We start from the raw sequence: 21,034 nt of genomic DNA, 5'->3' as shown, positions 1-21,034 counted from the left end.
CTGAAAAAGTAAACTACTTAGTGTAAAATTCTTTTATCCGCAGTTCAGCCAACTGCAAAACCAAACAACATTAATAAAATAATAAAATGTCAGAACCCGTACGCCAGACCGACCGCAAGCGCGAAGCCATACTGCAGGCCGCCATCCATGAATTTCGCCTCAATGGTTTCGAAGCTACCAGCATGGACAAGATCGCTGCCACGGCCGTCGTCTCAAAACGCACGGTGTACAACCACTTCCCTAGTAAAGACGATTTATTCACCGCAATATTGTTAAAATTGTGGCAAAGCGCGGTTTCGCAGGATGATTTTCGTTACCAGGCCAATAAAAGCCTGCGCGAACAGCTGGAAACTTTCCTGGGTAACAAGATGCGCCTGATGTGCGACAGCAATTTCATCGATCTGGTTCGCGTCGCCGTCGCCGCCACCATCCACACCCCGGACCGCGCCCGCGACATGGTAGAGCGCATGAGCAAACGCGAAGAAGGCATCGTCGCCTGGATCAGGGCCGCACAGGCTGATGGCAAGTTAAAGCCTGGCGATCCCTACCTCATGGGCGACATGCTGCAAGGGCAGCTCAAGTCCCTGGCCTTCTGGCCGCAGGTCGCGATGGGGCAGGTCTTGCTGGAAGAGCCGCAGCAAAAGGTCTTGATAGAACTGACGGCGGGGATGTTTTTGGGGTATTACGGAGTAGCGCATGCAAGCCTTGCAGGTACGATTAGCGCAGCGTAATCGTACGCATGTCAGCTGGTAGCTCCAGATTAGCCTCTATGTAATCCGACGCATCCTATGCCTCAAAATGACAGAAACATATCAAACTGATTTGTAATATCATGCCCCTGGTGTACTCAATGCAGGACATGTTAAGTCAGGGGATATGTGAATGACATCAATACAGCAATCATTGCATGGCGGCACAGCTATCCGTATATGGCCTCTGCTTGCCATCCTGGTGATGCACATCCTGCTACTCCTGGTGTTCTCTCTGCACCATGCCAGCCAGACAGACAATGCAACACCAGGAACAGATGTGACTTTCTTGACGTCTGTGGCGAAGCCAAACTATCCATTGATACCAAAGACTAAACAGGAAAGGCCTGCACACCAAAAGCCGCCGCTTACTTCAGCAATAGAAACTCCGCATCCAGTAAAGAAACCAGCGGCAGCAAGCCCTGCATCAGCCGATACATTGCCTGTGCCTCAGGTAACGGAAAAATCAAGGACTGATATTACTGCGGATGTCGAAGTAGATGCATCTGCCAAAAGTGCTATCAATCTTGCGCAACTGCGCTCACAGGCAACATTGCTCGCCAGAGAATCGGCACAAAGTGGGGCCAGTGAATCTGGCAATCAGAGCATACTTGGCGATTATTACGGCAATTATCAAGGCGCCGATACCGGTACGTTTTATATCCACGTTGACCATAAAGGCAATATCCTCGGTTCTGCCGACTCACGCACCGCCCGTAGCAGCTTTACCATTACAGGCAAAGTATCAACCGAGGGTGTCGTACAAATGACAGGAAAAGGCCTGGCCGGTTCAGCCAACTTCGATGGCAAGATCAACCTTGCGACAGGCGCAGTATCTGGCCACTGGAATTTGTCAGGTTTTGGGAAAGGACAATTTAGCGGACAACGCGCCAAAGCTATCGGTAGCAAGGCTTATTGAGGCAATAGTTCGAGGCTGCAGTAAAGAACTTGTGGTCTGCGGAACATAAACATAAGTATGCCAAGTAGGTCCGATTAGCCCTGCGTAATCGGACGTATGGAATCGCAACTGACAATTCAATAAAACATCACATCAAGCTAAGACAAATGCATTTTTTGGAACTTGCGTGTAGCGATGTGAGCTACTTATCTGACTTTATATTCTTATTTTGATACACAACATGCGTACGATTACGCTTGCGCTAATAGTACCTACTGGCTGGCTTATCTACTAGCAGCACAATAAGGACTATACTTAATACAAGCCCACATGCGTAAATATTCGATATGAAAAAACGGAAATTGATTACCGCACTTCTCTTTGCTTACATGCTGATAAGCTTGTTGGCAAACTCACTCATAGGTTCGCGCCCACCACTGCCATTTTTTCCCTATGGCGCAGCAATGCTAGCGGTCGTGGCTACAGGTATCATTGCTGCTTACCTGGCGTACGCGATCAAAACAAGACAAACTGCATTTCTTCGACTATTCAACTTTTGCTGCGTGCTAGTGGCCTTATATTTGTTGGTACAGATATATATGTACATCAAGCTTGGCGATAATATTTATTGGATACGCACTGCGGTTAATTTATCGTCCATTTTTCTAGGCTGGTATCTTGTTTTCAATGCCTATAAGCTGCAGAAAATTTTATTGCAAGAATCCAACCCGCGTAGGTCCGATTAGCCCCGCGTAATCGGACGCATGCAAATCGCTACTGACAATTCAATAAAACATCTCATCAAGCTAAGACAAATGCATTTTCTTGGGGCTTGCGTGTAGTGATGTGAGCTACTTATCTGACTTTATATTCTTATTTTGATGCACAACATGCGTACGATTAGCTTGCGCTAATCGTACCTACTGGCTAAATATCTCATATGAAATTAATCAAACAACTCATCGTCTACCCGATATTTTTCCTTACCTTATCCGCCTGTGACGCACATATGAGAGTTTCTGGAAAAGTCGTGGATGAGAATGGCGCACCCGTTGAAGGAGCAAAGGTATGGTTGATCTTTGTAAATTGGGTCAGTGACTCTGTCACTGACAAAAACGGAGAATTCTTCAATGCAAGGACGCATGGAGGCAATCAAAATGTCAGCTTGCTCGTCTCAAAAGAAGGTAAGCAGTTGTACTACGAGTCCCTCGACAGCGACAAAGCAAAAGTTAACAAAACCATAGTCTTAATCAAAGGAAAGCAAGACATGCTGAATACACCTGAGCACAAACCTTAGTTAGCTACATATATGCATGCACATTGTGCGTCCCCAAGCGACAGTCAAAGTAGGTCCGATTAGCCCCGCGTAATCGGACGCATGTAAATCGCTGCTAAGCACTTAGTTAAACATAAGCGCTACACATCTAAGCTAAGAAAATACATTTCCCAGAAACTTGAGCGCGACGATTTGAGCGACTTATTTTGATGCACAACTTACATACGATTTCATTCCCTCTCCAACACCGCCAACATCGCCCGCAACCCCTCATTCAAACGCTTCAAATCCGCAGCGTTTAAACCAGACATGATGCGCCTCTCATTTTCCACATGAGCAGCCACTGCGCGGTCTACCAGGTCTTTACCTGTATCTGTCAATTGAACCAGCATGCTGCGGGCGTCGTCGGGGTTTTGCAGGCGTAGTATCCAGCCGCTGGCTTCGAGTTTTTGCAGTCTGTGGGTCATGGTGCCGGAGGTGACCATGAGTTTGGAGAACAGGTCGGTGGGGCTCATGCAGAAAGTGGCGCTGGAGCGGCGCAGCGTGGCCAGCATGTCGAATTCCCAGGAGCTCATGCCGAAGCTATTGAAGGTCGCCTCAAGCTCGCGGCCAAGCAGGTCGCTGCAACGGCGCAGGCGGCCTATGTTTTCCATGGGGCTGCAATCAAGGTCTGGCCTGGCATTGCGCCACTGTTCCATGATCTTGTCGACTGCATCCATTGTCTTTTCCGCCATCTTGCTTACTCCCTCATTATTTATTCTTTGTTGAGCTTGCCATTATATGCGCTGCCCCTGGCGCTTCAGGCATTTGGCCGCTACGGCTGCTTGCCCACGCCTTGAAAGACCACACAAGGCATGGTGAATTTATCTGGATATCAAGATAGTTTGTGCTACCATGATTTATCTTGAACTCAAGACATTATCATGAAAACTGCAACTAGCTCTTCTCGCCTCGGCTTTTGGCTGGATACTTTACTGACTGCCCTGGCACCTGCCATCTGGGGCTCGACTTATATCGTCACTACCCAATTTTTACCGCCTGACCGGCCATTTACTGCCGCCCTGCTGCGCTGCCTGCCCAGCGGGATTTTGCTGGTGCTGTTTTGCAAACGCCTGCCCTTGTCGCGTGAATGGGGGCGTTTGCTGGTACTGGCTGCGCTGAATATAGGCTTCTTCCAGGCGCTGCTGTTCATTGCGGCTTATCGCCTGCCTGGTGGCATGGCAGCGGTAATTGGTTCTATACAGCCTTTGCTGATCATGGCCATGGCCTGGTTGCTGGACAGGCGCAGACCAGCCGCGCTGGCGATCACGTCCAGCGTCTTTGCGGTGCTGGGCATGGCGGCGCTGTTGCTGTCGGCTACGGCAGTCATGGATGCGGTGGGTCTGGCTGCCGCTGCTGTAGGGGCGATTTGCATGGCGGGCGGCACTTATCTGTCACGACGCTGGCAAAGCAGTTTGCCGGTATTGGCTTTCACTGGCTGGCAGCTCTTGCTGGGCGGTTTGATCCTGCTGCCTTTGAGCCTGCTGGTGGATGCGCCGCTGCCTGCACTGAACCTGACGCAAATACTGGCTTATGCCTATCTGTCCATCGTTGGGGCCTTGCTGGCCTATAGCCTGTGGTTCCGCGGCATAGCGCGTTTGTCACCGGTTGCGGTGTCTTCACTGGGTTTGTTGAGCCCTATCACCGCCGTCATCCTGGGTTGGGTCGTGCTGGATCAAAGCATGCGGGGGATGTCACTGGCCGGTTTATTGATCGTTCTGGCCAGTGTCATCGTTGTGCAAAAGAGCATGCGTAGCCAGGCCTGAAATTTTTTTCACTCTCACCTTCATCAAGGAAAACAAAATGCACGCATCCATACAAGAAATTATCGAGTCCCGCGTCTCTGCCAATAATTATGATTCCAGCCGCAAGCTCAGCCATGCCGAGATCAGTGAACTGGTGCGTCTGGCGACACTGGCACCTTCTGCCTACAACTTCCAGAACTGGAAATTCCTGGCGGTTGTCAGCGATGAGGCCAAGCAGCGCTTGCAGGCAGCAGCGTTTAATCAGCAAAAAGTCAGCGATGCTGCTGTGACTTTCATTATCTGCGGCACGCTGAATGCACACAAACAATTGGAACCGGCCTTGCGCCCTGCTGTTACTGCCAGGATTATCGATGACAAGATGCTCAATACCTGGGTAGGCATGGCAGAACAAAGCCATAGCAATAATGCGGTACTGCAAAGGGATGAAGCCTTGCGCTCTGCCTCATTGGCGGCGATGACTTTGATACTGGCAGCACAGGGCATGGGGTTGGCATCATGCGCCATGAGTGGCTTTGATGCAGATGCGGTGTCATGTGAGTTTGATTTGCATGAGACAGAAATCCCGGTCATGCTGATCACGGTGGGCTATGCGGCTGCAGGTAACTGGCCGCAAAAACCACGCAAGCAAGTGCATGAAGTGATGCAAGTTGTCTAAAGATTTTTCAGGAAAAAACTCGTGGGACATACAGCCACATGCTGTCGAATATGACCGGCATGTCGCTGCAATGATGCAGACATTGCGACTGACTTACAAATCATCCAGGTTTGCGCGTATCTGCGTTGCCCTGTCACGCAGCGCCTGCAAAACATCTTTATCCATTTTCCTGAGTTGCGGATACACCATGCCTATGCGCGGGTTGCTGGATAACTTGTCTTCATTGCGCGCAAAAAAATCCCAGTACAGGGCATTGTAGGGGCAAGCTTGTTCGCTTGTACGTTGCTTTTTATCGTAATGACAGCCCTTGCAATAGTCACTCATCTTGTCAATATAGGCTGCGGCAGATACATAGGGTTTAGTCGCCAGCTTGCCGCCATCAGCAAACTGGCTCATGCCCAGGGTATTGGGCAACTCTACCCACTCAAACGCATCAATATAAATACCCAGATACCAGCGATGGACTTGCTGCGGTTGCAAGCCTGCCAGCAAGGCGAAATTACCGATGACCATCAGGCGCTGTATGTGGTGGGCATGGGCTTGTTCCAGTGACTGGGTGATGGCGCTGGAGAGGCAGCGCATTTTTGTTTTCCCGGTCCAGAACCATGCGGGCAACTCTGCCTCATGTCCAAAAAAATTATGCGCTTCATAGCCGGGCATTTGTGCCCAATAGATGCCGCGTACATATTCACGCCACCCGAGTATCTGGCGTATATAGCCTTCTACTGCTGGCAAGGCAGTATGACCTGACCACAAAGCAGCCTCAAGCTTGCTGACCACTTCTTGTGGATGCAGCATTTTGACATTCAGGGCAAAAGAAATCAGTGAGTGGAACAAGCGCCATGACTTGCTGCTCATGGCATCCTGGAACTCGCCAAAATGCGGCAGGGCTTGCTGGATAAAGGCATCGAGTTGCGCCAGTGCTTCTGCCCGGTTCAGCGGCCAGGCAAAGTTATCTGCATTTGCTTCGCCAAAGCTATTGACGCCTGCCTGCTGTATGGTTCTCCACAGACCTGAATGATCATGCCGTGCTCGGAAATCAGCAGGTTCCCAGGGTATACCTGGCCAGGCTTTGCGATTGTCGTGGTCATAATTCCACTGGCCGCCGACTGGTTTGTTGGCTTCTTCCAACAAGACCTGATGTTTGACACGCATGTGGCGATAGAAATTTTCCATCAGCCATTTCTTGCGACCTTCAAACAGGATGGCGGCTTCATCACGGCGGGTAAAAAAATGTTCACTACTGCACATATGGCAGTTGATCTTGCTGGCATCGCTGTAGGCAGCGAGTTGCGCATCGAGCCTGAATTCATCAGGCTCCTGGTATTCAAACTGACTCGATTGATAGTGAGCCAGCAGCCAGTCAAGATTATCTGGCAAGGATTGCGTATTGTCTGCATCATCGATAGTCAGATAATGCAGGCGATGGCCAGCAGCCTGGAGTTGCACAGCCAGCTCGCGCATGGCAGCAAAGATGGCGATAATTTTTTGTGCATGATGGAGGACGTAATCTGTCTCTTGCCGGATTTCCATCATGACGTAGACCACATCATGTGAAACCTGACCAAACCAGCTATGCTGAGGATAGAGCTGATCACCCAGGATCAGGCGCAAAGTTGTCGCAGGTGTAGCAGATTGCATGGTTGGCTGCATGGCATATTCCGATATGGTAACAGCGCTCAAGCCCGTGGTTCGCCATTGCTATTACCATTGTTGCGGCAACGCTGGGAGCAATACTTGACCTCGTCCCAGACTTTTTCCCACTTCTTGCGCCAGTTGAATGGCAAGCCGCAAGTCTGGCAAAGTTTGCTGGGCAAGTCAGACTTTTTTCGCATTTTCATTTGGATAACTCCATCACAAAGATGCCTGGTCATACCTGATTCATGCAAATGAAGCGATGGCTGCTGAATACAGCCACCCCCAACTATCTGCCCAGTCTACAACTTATTTTGTGACTTATTTAGCTACTTCATCGTAACGTGCCAGGCTGGCTTCCAGATGAGGTGCCAGTTCGTCGGCAGAGCTGACTGTCATGCCCAACTCACTGAGCAAGCCATCACGCAAGCCATATACCCAGCCATGCACAGTCACTTGCTGGCCGCGGTCCCATGCGTCTTGCACGATAGTGGTCTGGCAAAGGTTGACAACTTGTTCTATGACATTCAATTCGCACAGGCGTTCGCTTTGTTGTTGCAAAGACAGTGCTTCACCCAGGTATTTTTCATGCTTTTGATGCACGTCCTGTACATGGCGCAGCCAGTTGTCAGCCAGGCCGACACGGCGTTTGGTCAGTGCGGCATGCACGCCCGAGCAACCATAATGGCCGCAGATGATGATGTGCTTGACGCCCAGCACTTCGATTGCGAATTGCAATACAGACAGGCAATTCAAATCAGAGTGGACGACGACGTTGGCGATATTGCGATGGACAAATAATTCACCCGGCAAAAGGCCCAGTAATTCATTCGCTGGAACGCGGCTGTCAGAGCAGCCTATCCATAAGTATTCAGGGCTTTGCTGTGCTGCCAGTTTTTTGAAAAAGTCAGCATCTTTTGCCGTGATGGCAGCAGCCCAATTGCGGTTGTTTTCAAATAATTGCTGTGGAGTCAATCCAGTGTTGCTTGTTGCGTTCATGCTCTCGCCCATTTATTTTAGACAGGCGAGATTCTAACCGTATTGGCGTTTGCCTGCATAATATATCCTGACATGGTTAATCTGACATGATGAGAAATATTCGTATTGCGAAGCAAGCCTGTATCAGCAATACTTAATAGAAATAAACATCCATCGATGGATATGGAGCTCAGGCATGATCTCAGGCAAGTATGGCAAGATGATAGCGGCTTGGTTGCACGCACTCTGCATTTTCTGCTTCAGCGTCACTGGCACGGTCCAGGCACAGCAAGTAAGCTTGCGCATTGCCACTTTCGGCCAGGGTGGCCCCATGGAGAAAACCGCAGCTTCCTATCTGACTGAAAATTATAAAAAACTGGGTGTGCAGATTGAGTTCGTCAATTTACCGGGCAACCGCGCCTTGCAAGAATCAAATAGCGGACGCCTGGATGGCGAACTCATGCGCAAGGCAGGCTTGAGCATGGAATATCCCAACCTTTTGCAAATCCCTGTGCCACTGGCAACCACCAATACTGTCGCCTTTGCCCTGGATAAAAACATTGATCTTGATAAAGGCTGGGATAGTTTGCGTGAACACAGCTTTTCCTATGAAACCGGCACCAAGGTCATAGAACAAAACACCCAGGCTTACACTACTGGCCATGCCGAGCAAAATATCAAGGCTGCCTTCAGGCAAATGCTGAACAAACGGGTGGAGCTGATCGTCATTGATGAACAGGCAGGCTTACAACTAGTGAAGGAAATGGGGCTGGAAGGTACAGTGCATATGCTGACACCACCTATCAGCACTATCCCGCTCTACCATTATCTGCATAAGAAACATGCGGACCTGGCCAGGCAGCTCGAAGCTTTGCTGCGCAAAAATCACTGATACAGTCTGGTGTGCTGATTTGGTATAAAGCAGCACACTACCCTTGCAGGCAAACTGTTGTTCATCAACAGTTCAGTATCAGCGCCCGGGTATCAACAAGCCCCTCTGCACCGCCGGACGCCCGACAAATTCGGCCAGGGCGCGTTGTACATGCGGGAAATCATTGATACCCACCAGCTCACCCGCTTCATAGAAGCCAATCAGATTGCGTATCCAGGGGAAGATCGCGATATCGGCAATGGTATAGGTATCGCCCATGATCCACTTGCGGTCTGCCAGGCGCTGGTTGACGACACCCAGCAGACGCTTGGATTCTGCCACGTAGCGATCACGCGGGCGTTTGTCTTCATAAGTCTTGCCAGCGAATTTATTGAAGAACCCGAGCTGGCCAAACATGGGGCCTATACCGCCCATCTGGAACATCAGCCATTGCAGGCACTCATAGCGCTCTGCTGCATCTGTAGGGATGCACAAGCCAGTCTTGTCAGCCAGATAGATGAGGATGGCACCGGATTCAAACAGGGCCAGCGGCTTGCCGCCCGGGCCTTGCGGGTCGATGATGGCAGGGATTTTATTATTCGGGTTCAGCGACAAAAATTCTGGCGAGGTCTGGTCATGGGTCTCGAAGTTGACCAGGTGAGGCTCATAAGCCAGGCCGGTTTCTTCCAGCATGATAGAGACTTTTACGCCATTTGGGGTAGGCAGCGAATACAGTTGCAGGCGTTCAGGATGCTGGGCTGGCCATTTTTTGGTGATGGGGAAATCGCTTAGTACTGTATTGCTCATGATGTTTCCTTCCTGATGTAATCATGCCCGCAGGCTTAAAGTAGAGATGCTAATCCATTTAGGATTTTTTTGTGCGAGATAGCCATGCAGGCAATGGCAAGCCCGCAGTATTTGGGCTAAGCTGCACGACTTGCATTTCCCTTTACTGAATTTATTCCATGTCCAGAATCATCGCCATACGTCTGTTATTTGTCATTGCCGTACTCGCCATCATACTGGGACTGGCACGCTATCTGGACAAGGACACAATCAGCAATGTGCCTGGCAGCTTGCTGGCGACAACAGGCGTGATAAAAAAACCCGCAGCGACCTCGTTTGACTGGCAAGCCGAACTGAATGTGTATGCGGGCCTGCCCGATGTTGATGCCAGTTATTTTTCAGACCCTTATGCGGTCGCCATCGATAAACAAGGCAATATTTTTGTCAGCGATGCTGGTGAACATAACCGTATCATGAAGATCAGTACTGATGGCAGCGTCGCGCCGTTTGCGGGCTCAATCGAGGGTTTTATTGATGGCAAGGCAGATCAGGCAGCATTCAATACTCCTTCAGGCATTGCACTCGATGGCAAGGGTAATCTGCTGGTGGCTGATACAGGCAACCATGCGATACGCCGCATCAGCCCTGAAGGCGTGGTGACTACTCTGGCAGGCAATGGTAAACCCGGCGACCGCGATGGCATCGGTGGCGAGGCACAATTCAATGGCCCGGTGGGCATAGCCGTGGATAAGGTCGACAATATCTACGTGGCTGATACCTACAATGACCGCATACGCAAGATCAGCCCGGATGGCCAGGTCAGCACGCTGGCTGGTGGCAATGGCTCTGGTTATCTGGATGGCCCGGCAGGCGCTGCCTTGTTTGATACGCCCACAGGCCTGGCAGTCAATAGCAAGGGTGAAATACTCATCGCCGACAGCAAGAACGACACCATACGCAGGCTCAGCAAAGATGGGCAAGTCACCACCGTAGCCCGCGCCCTCGACAATGAAGAGACGCCCCTGATGCGTCGCCCCCTGAGCATCGTTGTCACCTATGACGATCATCTCTATGTCGGTGAAGGCAGCAAAGGGCGCATCATACAAATCTCTCCCACAGGTGAAATGCGTGGGGTGACGGGAGTGGGTATCAATTTTGAACCCGGTGATGAAACCATGACGCGTTTCTTGCAACCCACCGGCATCGCCCTGGACGACAAGGGCGCTTTGTTCGTCAGCGATTCGGCACGCCTGCAACTGGTGAAACTAGCTGCTCGCGGTACTATGGATGGCGCAGACAAGCCAAAACCACCGGCAGCACCAGCCCCCATGCCGGAAATAAAAAATACCCGTCTTGACGATGAGACCAAATCCTACCCCTGGCCTATCAAGCCACAACAATCGCCGCATGAGGTAGTAGGCACCATGGGTGAAGTGCGCGGCAATTATGATGGCGAAAGCCGCGACCATTTTCATGGTGGTCTGGATGTGCAGGCAAACATGGGCACGACCGTGTATGCCATCGCCAATGAAAAAGTACGCGGCACCAGCAGCGCCTGGGGTTACTCTGGCCTCAGCGAAGGCGTCAAGCTCGACAGCATGGCCTACATCCACATGAAGGTAGGGCGAAATGCCAAAGATGCCTTGCTCGATGAAGACAAATTCCAGCTACAGACGCTGGCGGATGGCAAACCCTATGCAGTACGCGTCAGGCGCGGCACCCGCTTCAAGACCGGTGAAGCGCTGGGCAGTATCAACCGCATGTTTCATGTGCATCTGGAACATAATCATGCCGGTCTCAAAATCAACCCCTTGAAACTGAATTTCCCTGGCCTGGTCGATACCGTGGCACCGCAAATAGAAGAAGTGATGATCGTCGATGGCGGCGGCAAACCAATCAAGGAAAAACAAAAAGGCCGCCTGCTCCTGTCGGGCCAGGCCAGGGATTACGGCATCGTTGTCGATGCCTATGACCAGGTAGATGGCAACGCCAAACGCCGCCGCCTCGGCCTCTACCAACTGGGCTATCAACTCCTGTACACCGACGGCAGCCCCGTGCCCGGCTATGAAAACCCGCACATGACCATGGAATTCAATGCCCTGCCACCCGACCGCGAAATGGTCAAATTATTATATGCAGAAGAAAGCGGCATCACCGTACACGGCGCCAAGAAAACCCGTTTCCTCTACCTGGCCAGCAATACCGTCAAGGATGGGATCACCAAAAAAGGCAATTTGGATATCAGCAAACTCGCCCCTGGCGATTATGTCTTGCGTATCCATGCGGCAGATTTTGCGGGGAATGTAGCGAAGAGTAATCGGGATTTGGGGTTCAGGGTGGAATAAGTGTTGACGATTCCATGAACCTTGCTTTTGATGGTGAAGTTTTCACGCATGCTAAAATAAAGACCGTATTTATGGCACTTAGCCAGCACAACATTTACCGGAACCATTGACACACTGATGAAACTCTACAAATCCTTACGCCAACTGATCAATAACAAATCCCTGCAATTCAGTATCAGCTTGATCGGCATTTCACTATTGTCGGCTTGCACACTTCCGAGATGTTGATGCTCGGTCTTGACCAGAAAAACACTTAAAACTTCTTGCACTTCAAGGGGATGAAGTCGGGGTTTCGCAAAGCGAGCTTTGCGCCGATGAAATCTAAGCCGCTTGCAAGCGGCGCAGTGGATAGGTTGGGATGGGTTTCTGTAGCAAATTTATTTGCTGTCAATCGACTGAACCCCATCCCCACCCTAGCCCTCCCCTTGAAGGGGAGGGAATTTACCTATTGTTTGAGAGTTTCAAGTAATACATCAAGCAATACAATCAGCCAGCCACACCCAGTATCACACTCGACGCCTTGAACAAGCCTGTCACAGTACCACCCACTGCCAGGCCCATGCTGGTCGCACTTTCATTGGTGATAATGGCAGCCAGGGTGGCGCCGCCTGGCAATTCGACTACTACTTCGGTATTGACTGCACCTGGCAAAATGCGGCTGATGTTACCAGTCAACTGGTTGCGGGCAGATAACCTGGCTTTGGGGTCTTCTTCCATGAGGATGATGGAAGACGCCTTGATGAGTGCAAAGGCTTCTGCGCCGATTTGCAAACCCAGTTCCAGTGTGCTTTCATGGGTGATGATGGCAACGACCTTTTGGCCGCCAGCTATTTCGAGTTCTATTTCGTCATTGATGGCACCGGGTTTGACCTGGCTGACTTTGCCTAGGAACTGGTTGCGTGCGCTAGTTTTCATATTCATTCTCCTGATGAGTAAAAAGTCGTCGGCAATGCCTGCTGCCTGTTTGTCCAGTTGGGCGATGAACTGGCGATGCTGCTCTTCGAGAATTTTGAAATTGCTGACCAGTTGCTCGCCGCGCTGTGTGAGTCGCGTGCCACCACCACCCTTGCCACCTGTCAGGCGCTCCACCAGAGGTTCGCCTGCGAGATTGTTCATGGTGTCGATGGCATCCCAGGCAGCTTTATAACTCATTTTGACAGCTTTTGCAGCCTGGGTGATGGAGCCGCTCTCCGCCAGTTGAGCCAGCAGGGCAATGCGGCCCTTGCCGCCAAAGTTTTCACCATCGACTGTCATCCATACTGAACCTTGCAGGGCGATGGATTTATCTTTCGCTGCCATGTTGTGCTATGCGGTAGTTGCTGAATCCTGAAAGCATACATGGAAGTCGTCGCAATGCGTACATTTTGGTGGGCGTAAATCATGTTTGCCTTGCCTGCGGCCCAGTTCGGCAAACAAAAAACGCTTCCATTTAAGGTTTTGTGTATTCGCCAGAAACAACGCAGTGAAATAGTCGCGCATCAAAGCCGAGACTGCCTCGCGGCCTGGTAGTCCCAGGTCTTGCCACAGATGGCGGCTGCCAAAACTGGCAGCGGCGATGGCGCAGGCCAGCCAGTGCCCATGTTGCGCATCAACTGACGGTGACAGATGATCCAGCAATAGCTGCTTCAGGGGCATGAATTCGGCCGGAGCCGTCTGCATCAGTGTCAGGTACTGCCCGACTGGCAAAGTTGTCAGTGCCTGGGATTCAGCCAGGCCCAGTTCAGGGAAGCAGCTTGCCAGCATGTTGAGTAAGTCTTGCTGCGGCAGACCCAGGGTCCAGGCGAACAGCGGTAGCTCGCCTTCTTGCGCATGCCTTAATACGCCAGCTACTGTCATGCGTAAATTACTGGTATCACTGGCCTCATGGGCTTTATGGGCCTTATAGGTATGCAGCTGATGTTTGCTGATGAGATGTAGCTGCCAGGTATCCATGGTGCTAGTCCTTATTCTTCAATTTATTCGCTGACTTATTCTCCGACTTTCCTGACTTCCAGGGCCTTGAGCCATTTGACATGGCGCGGGCCGGTGCGTATATCCTTGCCGGATATCATGGCGATGCGCCCTTCTTCATCCGCCAGGGCCTTGCCATCTTTTTCAAAGAAGACCAGTACGTCCTCACCAACGGCAGTGTTATAAATTTCACTCCATGAATAGACAACCTTGTAGCCATCAGTGGCGGTAGCAATGATGATGGTTTTTTTGACGTCATTATGGTCACGCGCAATGACGGTGGCTTTGTCGAGCAGGTCGCGCAGGCGCACGCCTTTGAAGTTTTCCAGCTTGCCTGCATTCGCAGCGTTTTGCCTGGTCAGTGGCAGTTCATTGATTTGCTGGGCTGGGAACTTTTTCAAGTCTTCTACCGTCAGCGTCAATGGTTTTTCAACCGCACCGCTGATGCTCAGGGTCTGGCTCACATATTGGGAAATGTCCCCTGGCTTATCGTGGGAAAAGGCGGCGGGCGCGTGCAAGAGTATGAGGGCAAAGGCGGTATTACTCAGGATTTTTAACATGGCTGTTTTCCTTAAAAACGGTAATTCAGATTGGCGAACCACATACGGCCAGCATTGGGGAAACCATCTGCCAAGGCATAGTTCTTGTCAGTCAAATTTGTGACGCCTGCTTCCAGGTTCAAGTTCTTTAGAGGCTGGTAAGCCAGCTTCAGATTCAGGGTAGTAAAGCCCGGCAACTCCAGGGTATTCGAGACCCAGCGGCTGCTATTGTTTTCTATGTATGCTGTCACATCGACCTGTTCCAGCGGATGCAGCGCTGCATGGGCGGTCAGCTTGTGGCGCGGGATATCAGTCAAGCGCGTCGCAGGGTTGCTGATATTCTTGAGGTCGGTGAAAGTGTAATTGCCACCCAGCTCCAGCCATTGGTTAACGCTGCTGCTGAGTCCAGCTTCCAGGCCGCTGATCCTGACCTTGCCCGCATTTTGCATTTGCGATTTAGTGCCGACGACATTCGCGACAGTCTGGATTTTATTGCTGACATCGCTATAGAAAATGGCGGCCTCAGCCTTGGCACCCTGCCATGGCTGGCCCTGGTAGCCGACTTCCATATTCAGGGCACGCTCTGGCTGCAAGTCAGGGTTTTCTATGAAGGTGCCGAGGCGTTGTGAATAACGGTCCTTGAGTGTGGGCAGGCGGTTCTTTTGGGCGATGCTGGCATACAGGCGTGCGCTATTGCTGAGCGTGTAGAACAAGCCTGCCTGCGCATCTGTCGCGGACTGTGTACGTGGCAGGGAATAAGGGTTGCCGAGGCTGAAGACGCTGTCCGGCCTTAACTCATGCCTGCCCAGGCCCAGTGACAACAGGAGGGACTGGCTTAGTTGTATATTGTCTTCTGCCGCAATGGACATGAGCACGTCTTTAAAGCGGGTATTCAGAGTACCGACACCATCGAGTTCTTTATGCTCATCTGCCTTGTAATGGCCGATCAGACGCAGGGTATGCGCTGAGAAACGCATGGACTCCAGCGTCAGGGATGCGCCATTGCTGTGGTCGTCATAGATGCTGCGACCTGTACTGACACTGCCCGAACCTGAAGTTTTGAGTGTGGTATAGCTGTCGTTGGTATAGGTATCGACTTCATTGCCATAGCTATCATGGTAAAGCCTGAGCTTGATGGATTCATGTTCACCCAGCGTGGTATTGGAAATAAAGTACAGGCTCTCTTTATCCCAGTAAGGCCATTTCCAGTAACGTGCAGCGGCGGGTACTGTAGATGACGGCTGGCCTTTTTCACCATTTTGTTTGTAATAGCTGATGGCGTATTCATCACCGGCATTGGGCGTCAGGCCCAGCTTGAAAGAGAACTTGCTGTCTTTGCGATAGGCATTATTGCGCGAACCACCGTTCTCGCTGCTGGTAGGCGTAAAGTCAGCGGATAGCGGGAAAGTATCGCTTTGCAGATAAGACAAACCCGTTTGCCAATACCAGATGCCCTGCTTGCCGCCAAGATTGACTGCAGCCTGTCTTTCACTGCCGCTGCCGAAACCAATTACTGCATCGCCTTCCAGCGCTGCCCTGGGTTTGCGTGAAATCAGATTAATCGCGCCGCCCAGGGTATTCGGGCCATAGGCCATAGCTGAAAAGCCCTTGGCCAGTTGTATTGCTGCCAGGTCAGCTGTCGTGAAACGGTTGAAATCCACATAGCCATCATAGGGCACATAGACAGGGATGCCGTCTATGAACAAAGGCACCTGGCGGCTATCGAAACCACGCACGGCGATGGTTTTTTCATTGCGGGCATTTGTGGACAAAGTCACACCAGACAGCAGGTTCAGTGCATCGCCGATATTATGGCGGTTGTATTGCTGTATGTCTTTGGCAGTGAGGACAGAGGCAACCTGGTCACCCGTCTCGCCTACTTCAGTCTGTGGCAGACGCTTGGCGGTCACCAGGACTGTGCCCAGTTCAAAAGCTGTGGTCTTTTCTTCGGCTGCCTGAACAGACTGGCTTTGCATGGTCAACAGAGCTAGGGCAATGCTGGTGGCAAGCAGGCCGGGCTTGAATCTGTGTAATGGAGATTGTTTAAAACCTGACAACATAGCTACTTTCAAAAACGTTATAGCAACTTGTATATAACGGTGGTTAAAAATTTTTAAGCGGCGCTGGACAAACCTGCAAGGCTTAAACTGGTTTGCAGCTTTCCTTCCTGCAGGTTCAGCACATGTTCACCAAACACCTGGGCATCTTCTGCATCATGGGTGATGAGTATCATGGGGATATTCAATTGCCTTTGCAGGCTATCGAGCTCTTTGCGCATGTTGATGCGCAGGGGCTGGTCAAGCGCCGCAAAGGGTTCATCTAGCAAGAGCGCCCGCGGCTCGGCGATCAGCGCACGGGCCAGGGCAGTTCTTTGTTTTTGCCCGCCGGATAACTCATGCGGCATTTGTCTGGCCTGGGCTTTTATCTGCAAAGTGTCCAGCCAGTAATCGACCTTTTCATCCTGCACTTTGGCTGAAGGGTTGCGCCAGCCATGGGCCAGGCCAAAGGCGATGTTCTGCGCTACGTTCAGATGCGGGAACAGGGCGTAGTCCTGGAACAGGTATGCCAACTGGCGGCGCTGTGGCGGCAGATTGATACGGGCTGTATGGTCGAACAAGGTATTGCCAGCGACATGGATATAACCAGTATCAGGCGTCATCAAACCGGCGATGGCTTTCAGCACCAGGCTTTTACCCGCACCAGATGGGCCGAGTATGACGAGGCGCTGACTATCGCTGCGGACCACAACATCCAGCTCGAAACTGCGCTGGCCGGATTGCAGGCTCTTGTGTATGTGCAGGTCAAATTGCATGGTATCTACTCATATTCAAAGGCTTCACATACGGTTGGCGATGCGGCCCGGTGCCAGCTTGCCCGCCAGCAGCAACATCGTTATGCAAACTGCCGAGGTCAGCAAGACCAGGGTATTGGCGACATCATCCTGCCCGGCTTGCACTGCTTCATACACGGCAATCGACAGAGTCTGGGTCTTGCCGGGTATGCTACCAGCCACCATCAGGGTGGCACCAAACTCACCGAGGGCGCGGGCAAAGGCCAACAAGACACCGGCCAAAATGCCGCGCCATGCCAGCGGCAAAGTCACGCGAAAAAAGATCCCCATTTCAGAAATACCCAACACTCTGGCCGCCTGTTCCAGTTGCCCATCCACCGCTTCAAAAGCCGCCCGCGCTGGCTTGAATACCAACGGGAAGGCGACGATGGCTGCGGCAATCACCGCGCCCTGCCAGGTAAAAATAAAGCTGAAGCCAAAATGATCCTGCAGCCATGCACCCAGCGCACTGCGCCGCCCCAGCAAAACCAGCAGGTAATAACCAAGTACCGTGGGCGGCATGACCATGGGCAGGGTCAATAGCGTGTCAAGCAAGTCGCGTCCAGGGAAGCGTTTGCGTGCCAGCAAATAGCCCACACCTATGCCCAAAATCAGATTCAGCAGCGTGGCCCAGCCCGCGACTTTCAATGACAATAGCAGGGCTGTCCATGCTGGATTCATTGCTGGCCTTAAGCTTTTTACGGTTTCTGGAAACCGTATTTAGTCAGGATAGCCTGGCTTTGCGGCAAGAACAAAAAGGCGATAAAGCGTTTGGCTTCATCAGCATTGGTGCTGGCCTTGATCTTGGCGACGGGGTAAGTGATAGGCATGTCCAGCGGTACGTCCATGACCACTTTGACCTTGTCTTTCATGATGGCAGCATCGGTCGCATAGACAAAGCCACTCTCGACTTCGCCACGGGCGACATAATCGAGCGACTGACGTACGTTCTGGGTATAGATGGCCTTGGCTTCCAGTGCGTGCCAGAGCTTTGCTGCAGTCAGCGCATGCTGGGTATAGCGACCGACCGGCACGCTGGCAGGGTTGCCGATGGCAATGCGCTTGACGCCAGCCTGGGTCAGATCTTCCAGGCGTTTGATGGACAAAGTGCCGTCTACAGGTGCAATCAGTACCAGAGTATTTTTAACGAAATCACGGCGGTCTGCGGCAAGGACCAGACCCTGCTTCTGTGCTTCATCCATGCTTTCCTGGTCTGCCGAAGCAAATACATCGACCGGAGCGCCTTTGGCAATTTGCTGCAGCAGTGCACCAGATGCACCAAAGTTCAGGGACACCTTGGCTTCGGGATATTGCGTCTGATAATTTTGCGCGATTTCCTTGAAGGCATTGGTCAGGCTGGCAGCGGCAGAGACTGTGACTTCTGCAGCAAGGCTGCTGGCTGAGATTGTGCAGAAAGCAATACTGGCAAGTAATTTGCTCAAGGTCTTGATTTGCATGTTTATCCAGAGAAAGGTGAACCAGAAGCGTAATATACACTTATATATAGCGACTTTCACGGCCTGAGCGCCGCATTTTTGGGAATACTTGACCTGGATCATGCTATAAAGGCCATCATTTATTCCCGCCCATAGTCAGAATTTAATTCTCATGCATAAACATATCATCTTGCTCAGTTCTTGCCTCTTGAGCGCCATCTTGAGTTTCAGTGCAAGTACTGCAATTGCCGCACCCGAAAACAATTTGACTATCAGCCGCATCAAGATCAAAGCTAAAAATGAAGAAGAGCGTGGCAAAAGATATGATGAAGTAGTGATGCCTTACTTGCAGATGGAGAAGCAGGACATAGCAAGACTCATCAATGAGCGTATCTACCTGGGAACACTGGAGTCTCTGCCGCCACGCAATTATGTACAGGAATGGCGCGAAGCCGATATGGACACGGCAAGTATTGCAGGCATGGACTACAAGCTCGAATATCAAAGTGAGCGCCTGCTATCGATGAGCATAGCGATGGATGGCTGCGGCGCTTACTGCGAGCTAAATCATCTTTACTTTAATTTTGACTTGCAGACTGGCCGCCATCTTGGCTTGCATGATGTATTGCAAGCGAATGCGAAAAAATACCTGGCACAGCAAATCAAGGCTGAACAAACCAGGCAATACCGCCAGCAATTGAGCACACTGAATGCACAGTTGAAAAAGGCACAGAAGAGCAAAACCAGGAAGACAGAACTTGATGATATTGAAAGCCGTATCAGCCTCAATGAAGATTGCCTGAGCCAGGTGAAGACAGATGAACACCCCTTGCAGCGCTCAGTCCGTTTCTTGCAGGACAAACTCATCGTTTTCCTGGGCAGATGTAGCAATCATGCGATGCGTGCACTGGATGACGTAGGCGATATTGCCGTCAATGTCAGCTTTGAGAATTTGCGCCCCTATATGAATGCATATGGACGCGCCTTATTGCTCAATGAGGGAGTAGCAAAGGCCGATGGCTGGCAGGGGCAGGTCTTGCACGGCAGCCTGGGGAATAATCCCATCACCATGCTGATACAGTACAGCGAAGACAAACACTATACTGCCGTCTATTTTTACGACAAGCACCGCAAAGCCATACCGCTCAGCGGTGATATGAAAAACAATCAGCTGGAATTTACTGAAACCAATCCCGATCCTGAAGGCAAGAATTACAAGATGGAGCTAAAGCTCAAGGATGGCGTTTTATCTGGTGTGTGGATGGGCAAGAAAAACTATCCCATGCAGTTGCAATTGCCCTGATATTGCTTGAGAAATTACGCGGAAGTATTGGCAATGCTGAAGAAAATGGGTGGCGGTTTGTGGCAGGCTTTTGCGCCACTTTAACCGCCACTTTTTGCATGCTCAACGACCGCGCGTATCTTCCTCAGCCAGCATGGCTTTTTTGAGGTTGCGGTCTGCCGGGTATTCACCCAGCCAGATGCGCAGCGGGGCATCAGGTCTACGCTCACATTCATACATTTCCAACTCGGCGGGCTCAGGTATTGAGGAGAAAATTCTGAAAGACGCAGTATCGTCTTAGTCTCCGCTATGCGGGCTGGTGAGGCAACTACCTTGCTGTATTCGCGTTGCATGGAGAGAAAATGACTTTGAAGCGTAATGTGCACTGATATAAGGAATTTCAAAAAGGGATTGTCGACCTTAATGTAGTTAATTTAAAGCAAGAAAACTCCATCTGAGTTGCTTGAAAAATTAAATAAAAATCAACAAAATATCTTATTTTAACTTTAAAATAGTACCTAATTGATAATTTAAGAATTACTACTTGTGCAAAATATCAATCCCAAAATTGAAAGACTTTCATGCGAATTCAAACGAGATTCTGGATAAGCTATTACCTACTGACCAGATTCAGAAAAAAAGACTTATGTCGATTTATCTTATCAACTTTTGCATTTTTTAGCGGTATCTGGCTTCATCTAGCTGGGCATAATGAATGGGGGTTATTTGTTTTTGCAGGCGTACTGCTAGTCGAACTCATTGTTCGGGGAATTGAATTCATTGAGATAACAGAGCCACGCTTTGAGCATGTTGAAATTAAAAAATTGGATTGCCTTCCAACAGATGGAAATCAATCTACCAATATCTTGATTAAAGTGAGGTGTACTGTCAATAGCGGACACTCATGTTCTAAGCTGCCTGTGAGTGCCGATTAAAATTTTCAGCAAATAAGGCTGGCGATATATTGCCAAGACGCGAGTGACGTCGCTGGCGGTTATA

General features: G+C 50.8%; 21 protein-coding genes. 9 read left to right on the top strand and 12 right to left on the bottom strand.

Features of this window, described 5'->3' with window-relative positions; translation table 11 throughout:
• The first annotated feature begins 86 nt into the window (after window positions 1-86).
• From ACO0LC_RS19615 to ACO0LC_RS19600, 4 genes are all read left to right on the top strand, one after another.
• Window positions 87-731, top strand: coding sequence for a TetR/AcrR family transcriptional regulator (locus ACO0LC_RS19615; protein ID WP_423006186.1), 645 nt, complete (start codon window positions 87-89; stop codon window positions 729-731).
• Between the two features lie 151 nt (window positions 732-882).
• A complete protein-coding gene (locus tag ACO0LC_RS19610; RefSeq protein WP_423006184.1) occupies window positions 883-1,668 on the top strand; it encodes a hypothetical protein in 786 nt (261 codons plus the stop codon).
• A gap of 326 nt (window positions 1,669-1,994) precedes the next feature.
• The gene (locus ACO0LC_RS19605; RefSeq protein ID WP_423006182.1) at window positions 1,995-2,393 is read left to right on the top strand and encodes a hypothetical protein; all 399 of its coding nucleotides are present in this window, start codon (window positions 1,995-1,997) and stop codon (window positions 2,391-2,393) included.
• Between the two features lie 194 nt (window positions 2,394-2,587).
• Window positions 2,588-2,944 carry a carboxypeptidase-like regulatory domain-containing protein gene (locus ACO0LC_RS19600; RefSeq protein WP_423006180.1) on the top strand — a complete coding sequence of 119 codons (357 nt, stop codon included), beginning with the start codon at window positions 2,588-2,590 and terminating at the stop codon, window positions 2,942-2,944.
• A gap of 209 nt (window positions 2,945-3,153) precedes the next feature.
• On the opposite strand, the gene ACO0LC_RS19595 is transcribed toward ACO0LC_RS19600, so the two are convergent.
• Window positions 3,154-3,657: a MarR family winged helix-turn-helix transcriptional regulator gene (locus ACO0LC_RS19595; RefSeq protein WP_423006178.1), complete on the bottom strand. Its 504-nt coding sequence runs from the start codon at window positions 3,655-3,657 to the stop codon at window positions 3,154-3,156.
• Window positions 3,658-3,846: 189 nt separating this feature from the next.
• Here ACO0LC_RS19595 and ACO0LC_RS19590 point away from each other — a divergent pair, with 189 nt between their 5' ends.
• Both ACO0LC_RS19590 and ACO0LC_RS19585 read left to right on the top strand, forming a co-directional pair.
• Complete coding sequence (locus ACO0LC_RS19590; protein WP_423006176.1) at window positions 3,847-4,728, top strand: EamA family transporter; 882 nt, start codon at window positions 3,847-3,849, stop codon at window positions 4,726-4,728.
• Window positions 4,729-4,765: 37 nt separating this feature from the next.
• Window positions 4,766-5,383: a nitroreductase family protein gene (locus tag ACO0LC_RS19585; protein ID WP_423006174.1), complete on the top strand. Its 618-nt coding sequence runs from the start codon at window positions 4,766-4,768 to the stop codon at window positions 5,381-5,383.
• 93 nt (window positions 5,384-5,476) lie between these two features.
• Here ACO0LC_RS19585 and ACO0LC_RS19580 read toward each other — a convergent pair whose 3' ends face one another.
• The 3 genes from ACO0LC_RS19580 to can all read right to left on the bottom strand — a co-directional run bounded on the left by ACO0LC_RS19580 (window position 5,477) and on the right by can (window position 8,017).
• A complete protein-coding gene (locus tag ACO0LC_RS19580; protein WP_423006172.1) occupies window positions 5,477-7,036 on the bottom strand; it encodes a cryptochrome/photolyase family protein in 1,560 nt (519 codons plus the stop codon).
• A gap of 26 nt (window positions 7,037-7,062) precedes the next feature.
• Window positions 7,063-7,224 (bottom strand): DUF2256 domain-containing protein, encoded by a 162-nt coding sequence (locus tag ACO0LC_RS19575; protein WP_423006170.1) that lies wholly within the window; start codon window positions 7,222-7,224, stop codon window positions 7,063-7,065.
• 115 nt (window positions 7,225-7,339) lie between these two features.
• A complete protein-coding gene (gene can / locus ACO0LC_RS19570) occupies window positions 7,340-8,017 on the bottom strand; it encodes a carbonate dehydratase (protein WP_423006168.1) in 678 nt (225 codons plus the stop codon).
• A gap of 175 nt (window positions 8,018-8,192) precedes the next feature.
• Between can and ACO0LC_RS19565 the strand changes: the two genes are divergently transcribed.
• Window positions 8,193-8,888, top strand: a complete 696-nt coding sequence (locus ACO0LC_RS19565) for a substrate-binding periplasmic protein (RefSeq protein WP_423006166.1) — start codon at window positions 8,193-8,195, stop codon at window positions 8,886-8,888.
• 78 nt (window positions 8,889-8,966) lie between these two features.
• Here ACO0LC_RS19565 and ACO0LC_RS19560 read toward each other — a convergent pair whose 3' ends face one another.
• Window positions 8,967-9,674 carry a glutathione S-transferase N-terminal domain-containing protein gene (locus ACO0LC_RS19560; RefSeq protein WP_423006164.1) on the bottom strand — a complete coding sequence of 236 codons (708 nt, stop codon included), beginning with the start codon at window positions 9,672-9,674 and terminating at the stop codon, window positions 8,967-8,969.
• 158 nt (window positions 9,675-9,832) lie between these two features.
• Here ACO0LC_RS19560 and ACO0LC_RS19555 point away from each other — a divergent pair, with 158 nt between their 5' ends.
• Window positions 9,833-11,998, top strand: coding sequence for a gluconolaconase (locus ACO0LC_RS19555; protein ID WP_423006162.1), 2,166 nt, complete (start codon window positions 9,833-9,835; stop codon window positions 11,996-11,998).
• Between the two features lie 486 nt (window positions 11,999-12,484).
• Here the strand turns inward: ACO0LC_RS19555 and ACO0LC_RS19550 are convergent, their stop codons facing one another.
• Genes ACO0LC_RS19550 through modA form a run of 7 tightly spaced genes read right to left on the bottom strand, consistent with a single transcriptional unit; the run spans window position 12,485 to window position 18,774 of the window.
• Window positions 12,485-13,297 (bottom strand): TOBE domain-containing protein, encoded by an 813-nt coding sequence (locus ACO0LC_RS19550; protein ID WP_423006160.1) that lies wholly within the window; start codon window positions 13,295-13,297, stop codon window positions 12,485-12,487.
• 6 nt (window positions 13,298-13,303) lie between these two features.
• On the bottom strand, window positions 13,304-13,930 hold the full coding sequence (locus ACO0LC_RS19545; RefSeq protein WP_423006158.1) for a nitrogen fixation protein NifQ: 627 nt from the start codon (window positions 13,928-13,930) through the stop codon (window positions 13,304-13,306).
• Window positions 13,931-13,965: 35 nt separating this feature from the next.
• On the bottom strand, window positions 13,966-14,508 hold the full coding sequence (locus tag ACO0LC_RS19540; protein WP_423006156.1) for a molybdopterin-dependent oxidoreductase: 543 nt from the start codon (window positions 14,506-14,508) through the stop codon (window positions 13,966-13,968).
• An 11-nt stretch (window positions 14,509-14,519) separates the two neighbouring features.
• The gene (locus tag ACO0LC_RS19535) at window positions 14,520-16,544 is read right to left on the bottom strand and encodes a TonB-dependent receptor plug domain-containing protein (RefSeq protein ID WP_423006154.1); all 2,025 of its coding nucleotides are present in this window, start codon (window positions 16,542-16,544) and stop codon (window positions 14,520-14,522) included.
• Window positions 16,545-16,600: 56 nt separating this feature from the next.
• Window positions 16,601-17,299 (bottom strand): ABC transporter ATP-binding protein, encoded by a 699-nt coding sequence (locus ACO0LC_RS19530; protein WP_423006152.1) that lies wholly within the window; start codon window positions 17,297-17,299, stop codon window positions 16,601-16,603.
• Window positions 17,300-17,323: 24 nt separating this feature from the next.
• The gene (gene modB, locus ACO0LC_RS19525; RefSeq protein ID WP_423006150.1) at window positions 17,324-17,998 is read right to left on the bottom strand and encodes a molybdate ABC transporter permease subunit; all 675 of its coding nucleotides are present in this window, start codon (window positions 17,996-17,998) and stop codon (window positions 17,324-17,326) included.
• A 17-nt stretch (window positions 17,999-18,015) separates the two neighbouring features.
• Complete coding sequence (modA, locus tag ACO0LC_RS19520; RefSeq protein ID WP_423006148.1) at window positions 18,016-18,774, bottom strand: molybdate ABC transporter substrate-binding protein; 759 nt, start codon at window positions 18,772-18,774, stop codon at window positions 18,016-18,018.
• A 151-nt stretch (window positions 18,775-18,925) separates the two neighbouring features.
• On the opposite strand from modA, the gene ACO0LC_RS19515 reads away from it, so the two are divergent.
• On the top strand, window positions 18,926-20,056 hold the full coding sequence (locus tag ACO0LC_RS19515) for a hypothetical protein (protein ID WP_423006146.1): 1,131 nt from the start codon (window positions 18,926-18,928) through the stop codon (window positions 20,054-20,056).
• Window positions 20,057-21,034 lie beyond the last annotated feature (978 nt).

It is taken from the genome of Undibacterium sp. JH2W, assembly GCF_049340425.1.
Classification (GTDB): Bacteria; Pseudomonadota; Gammaproteobacteria; order Burkholderiales; family Burkholderiaceae_D; genus Undibacterium.
Note: the sequence above shows the minus strand (reverse complement) of the source record. Positions and strands in the feature narration are given on the sequence as shown.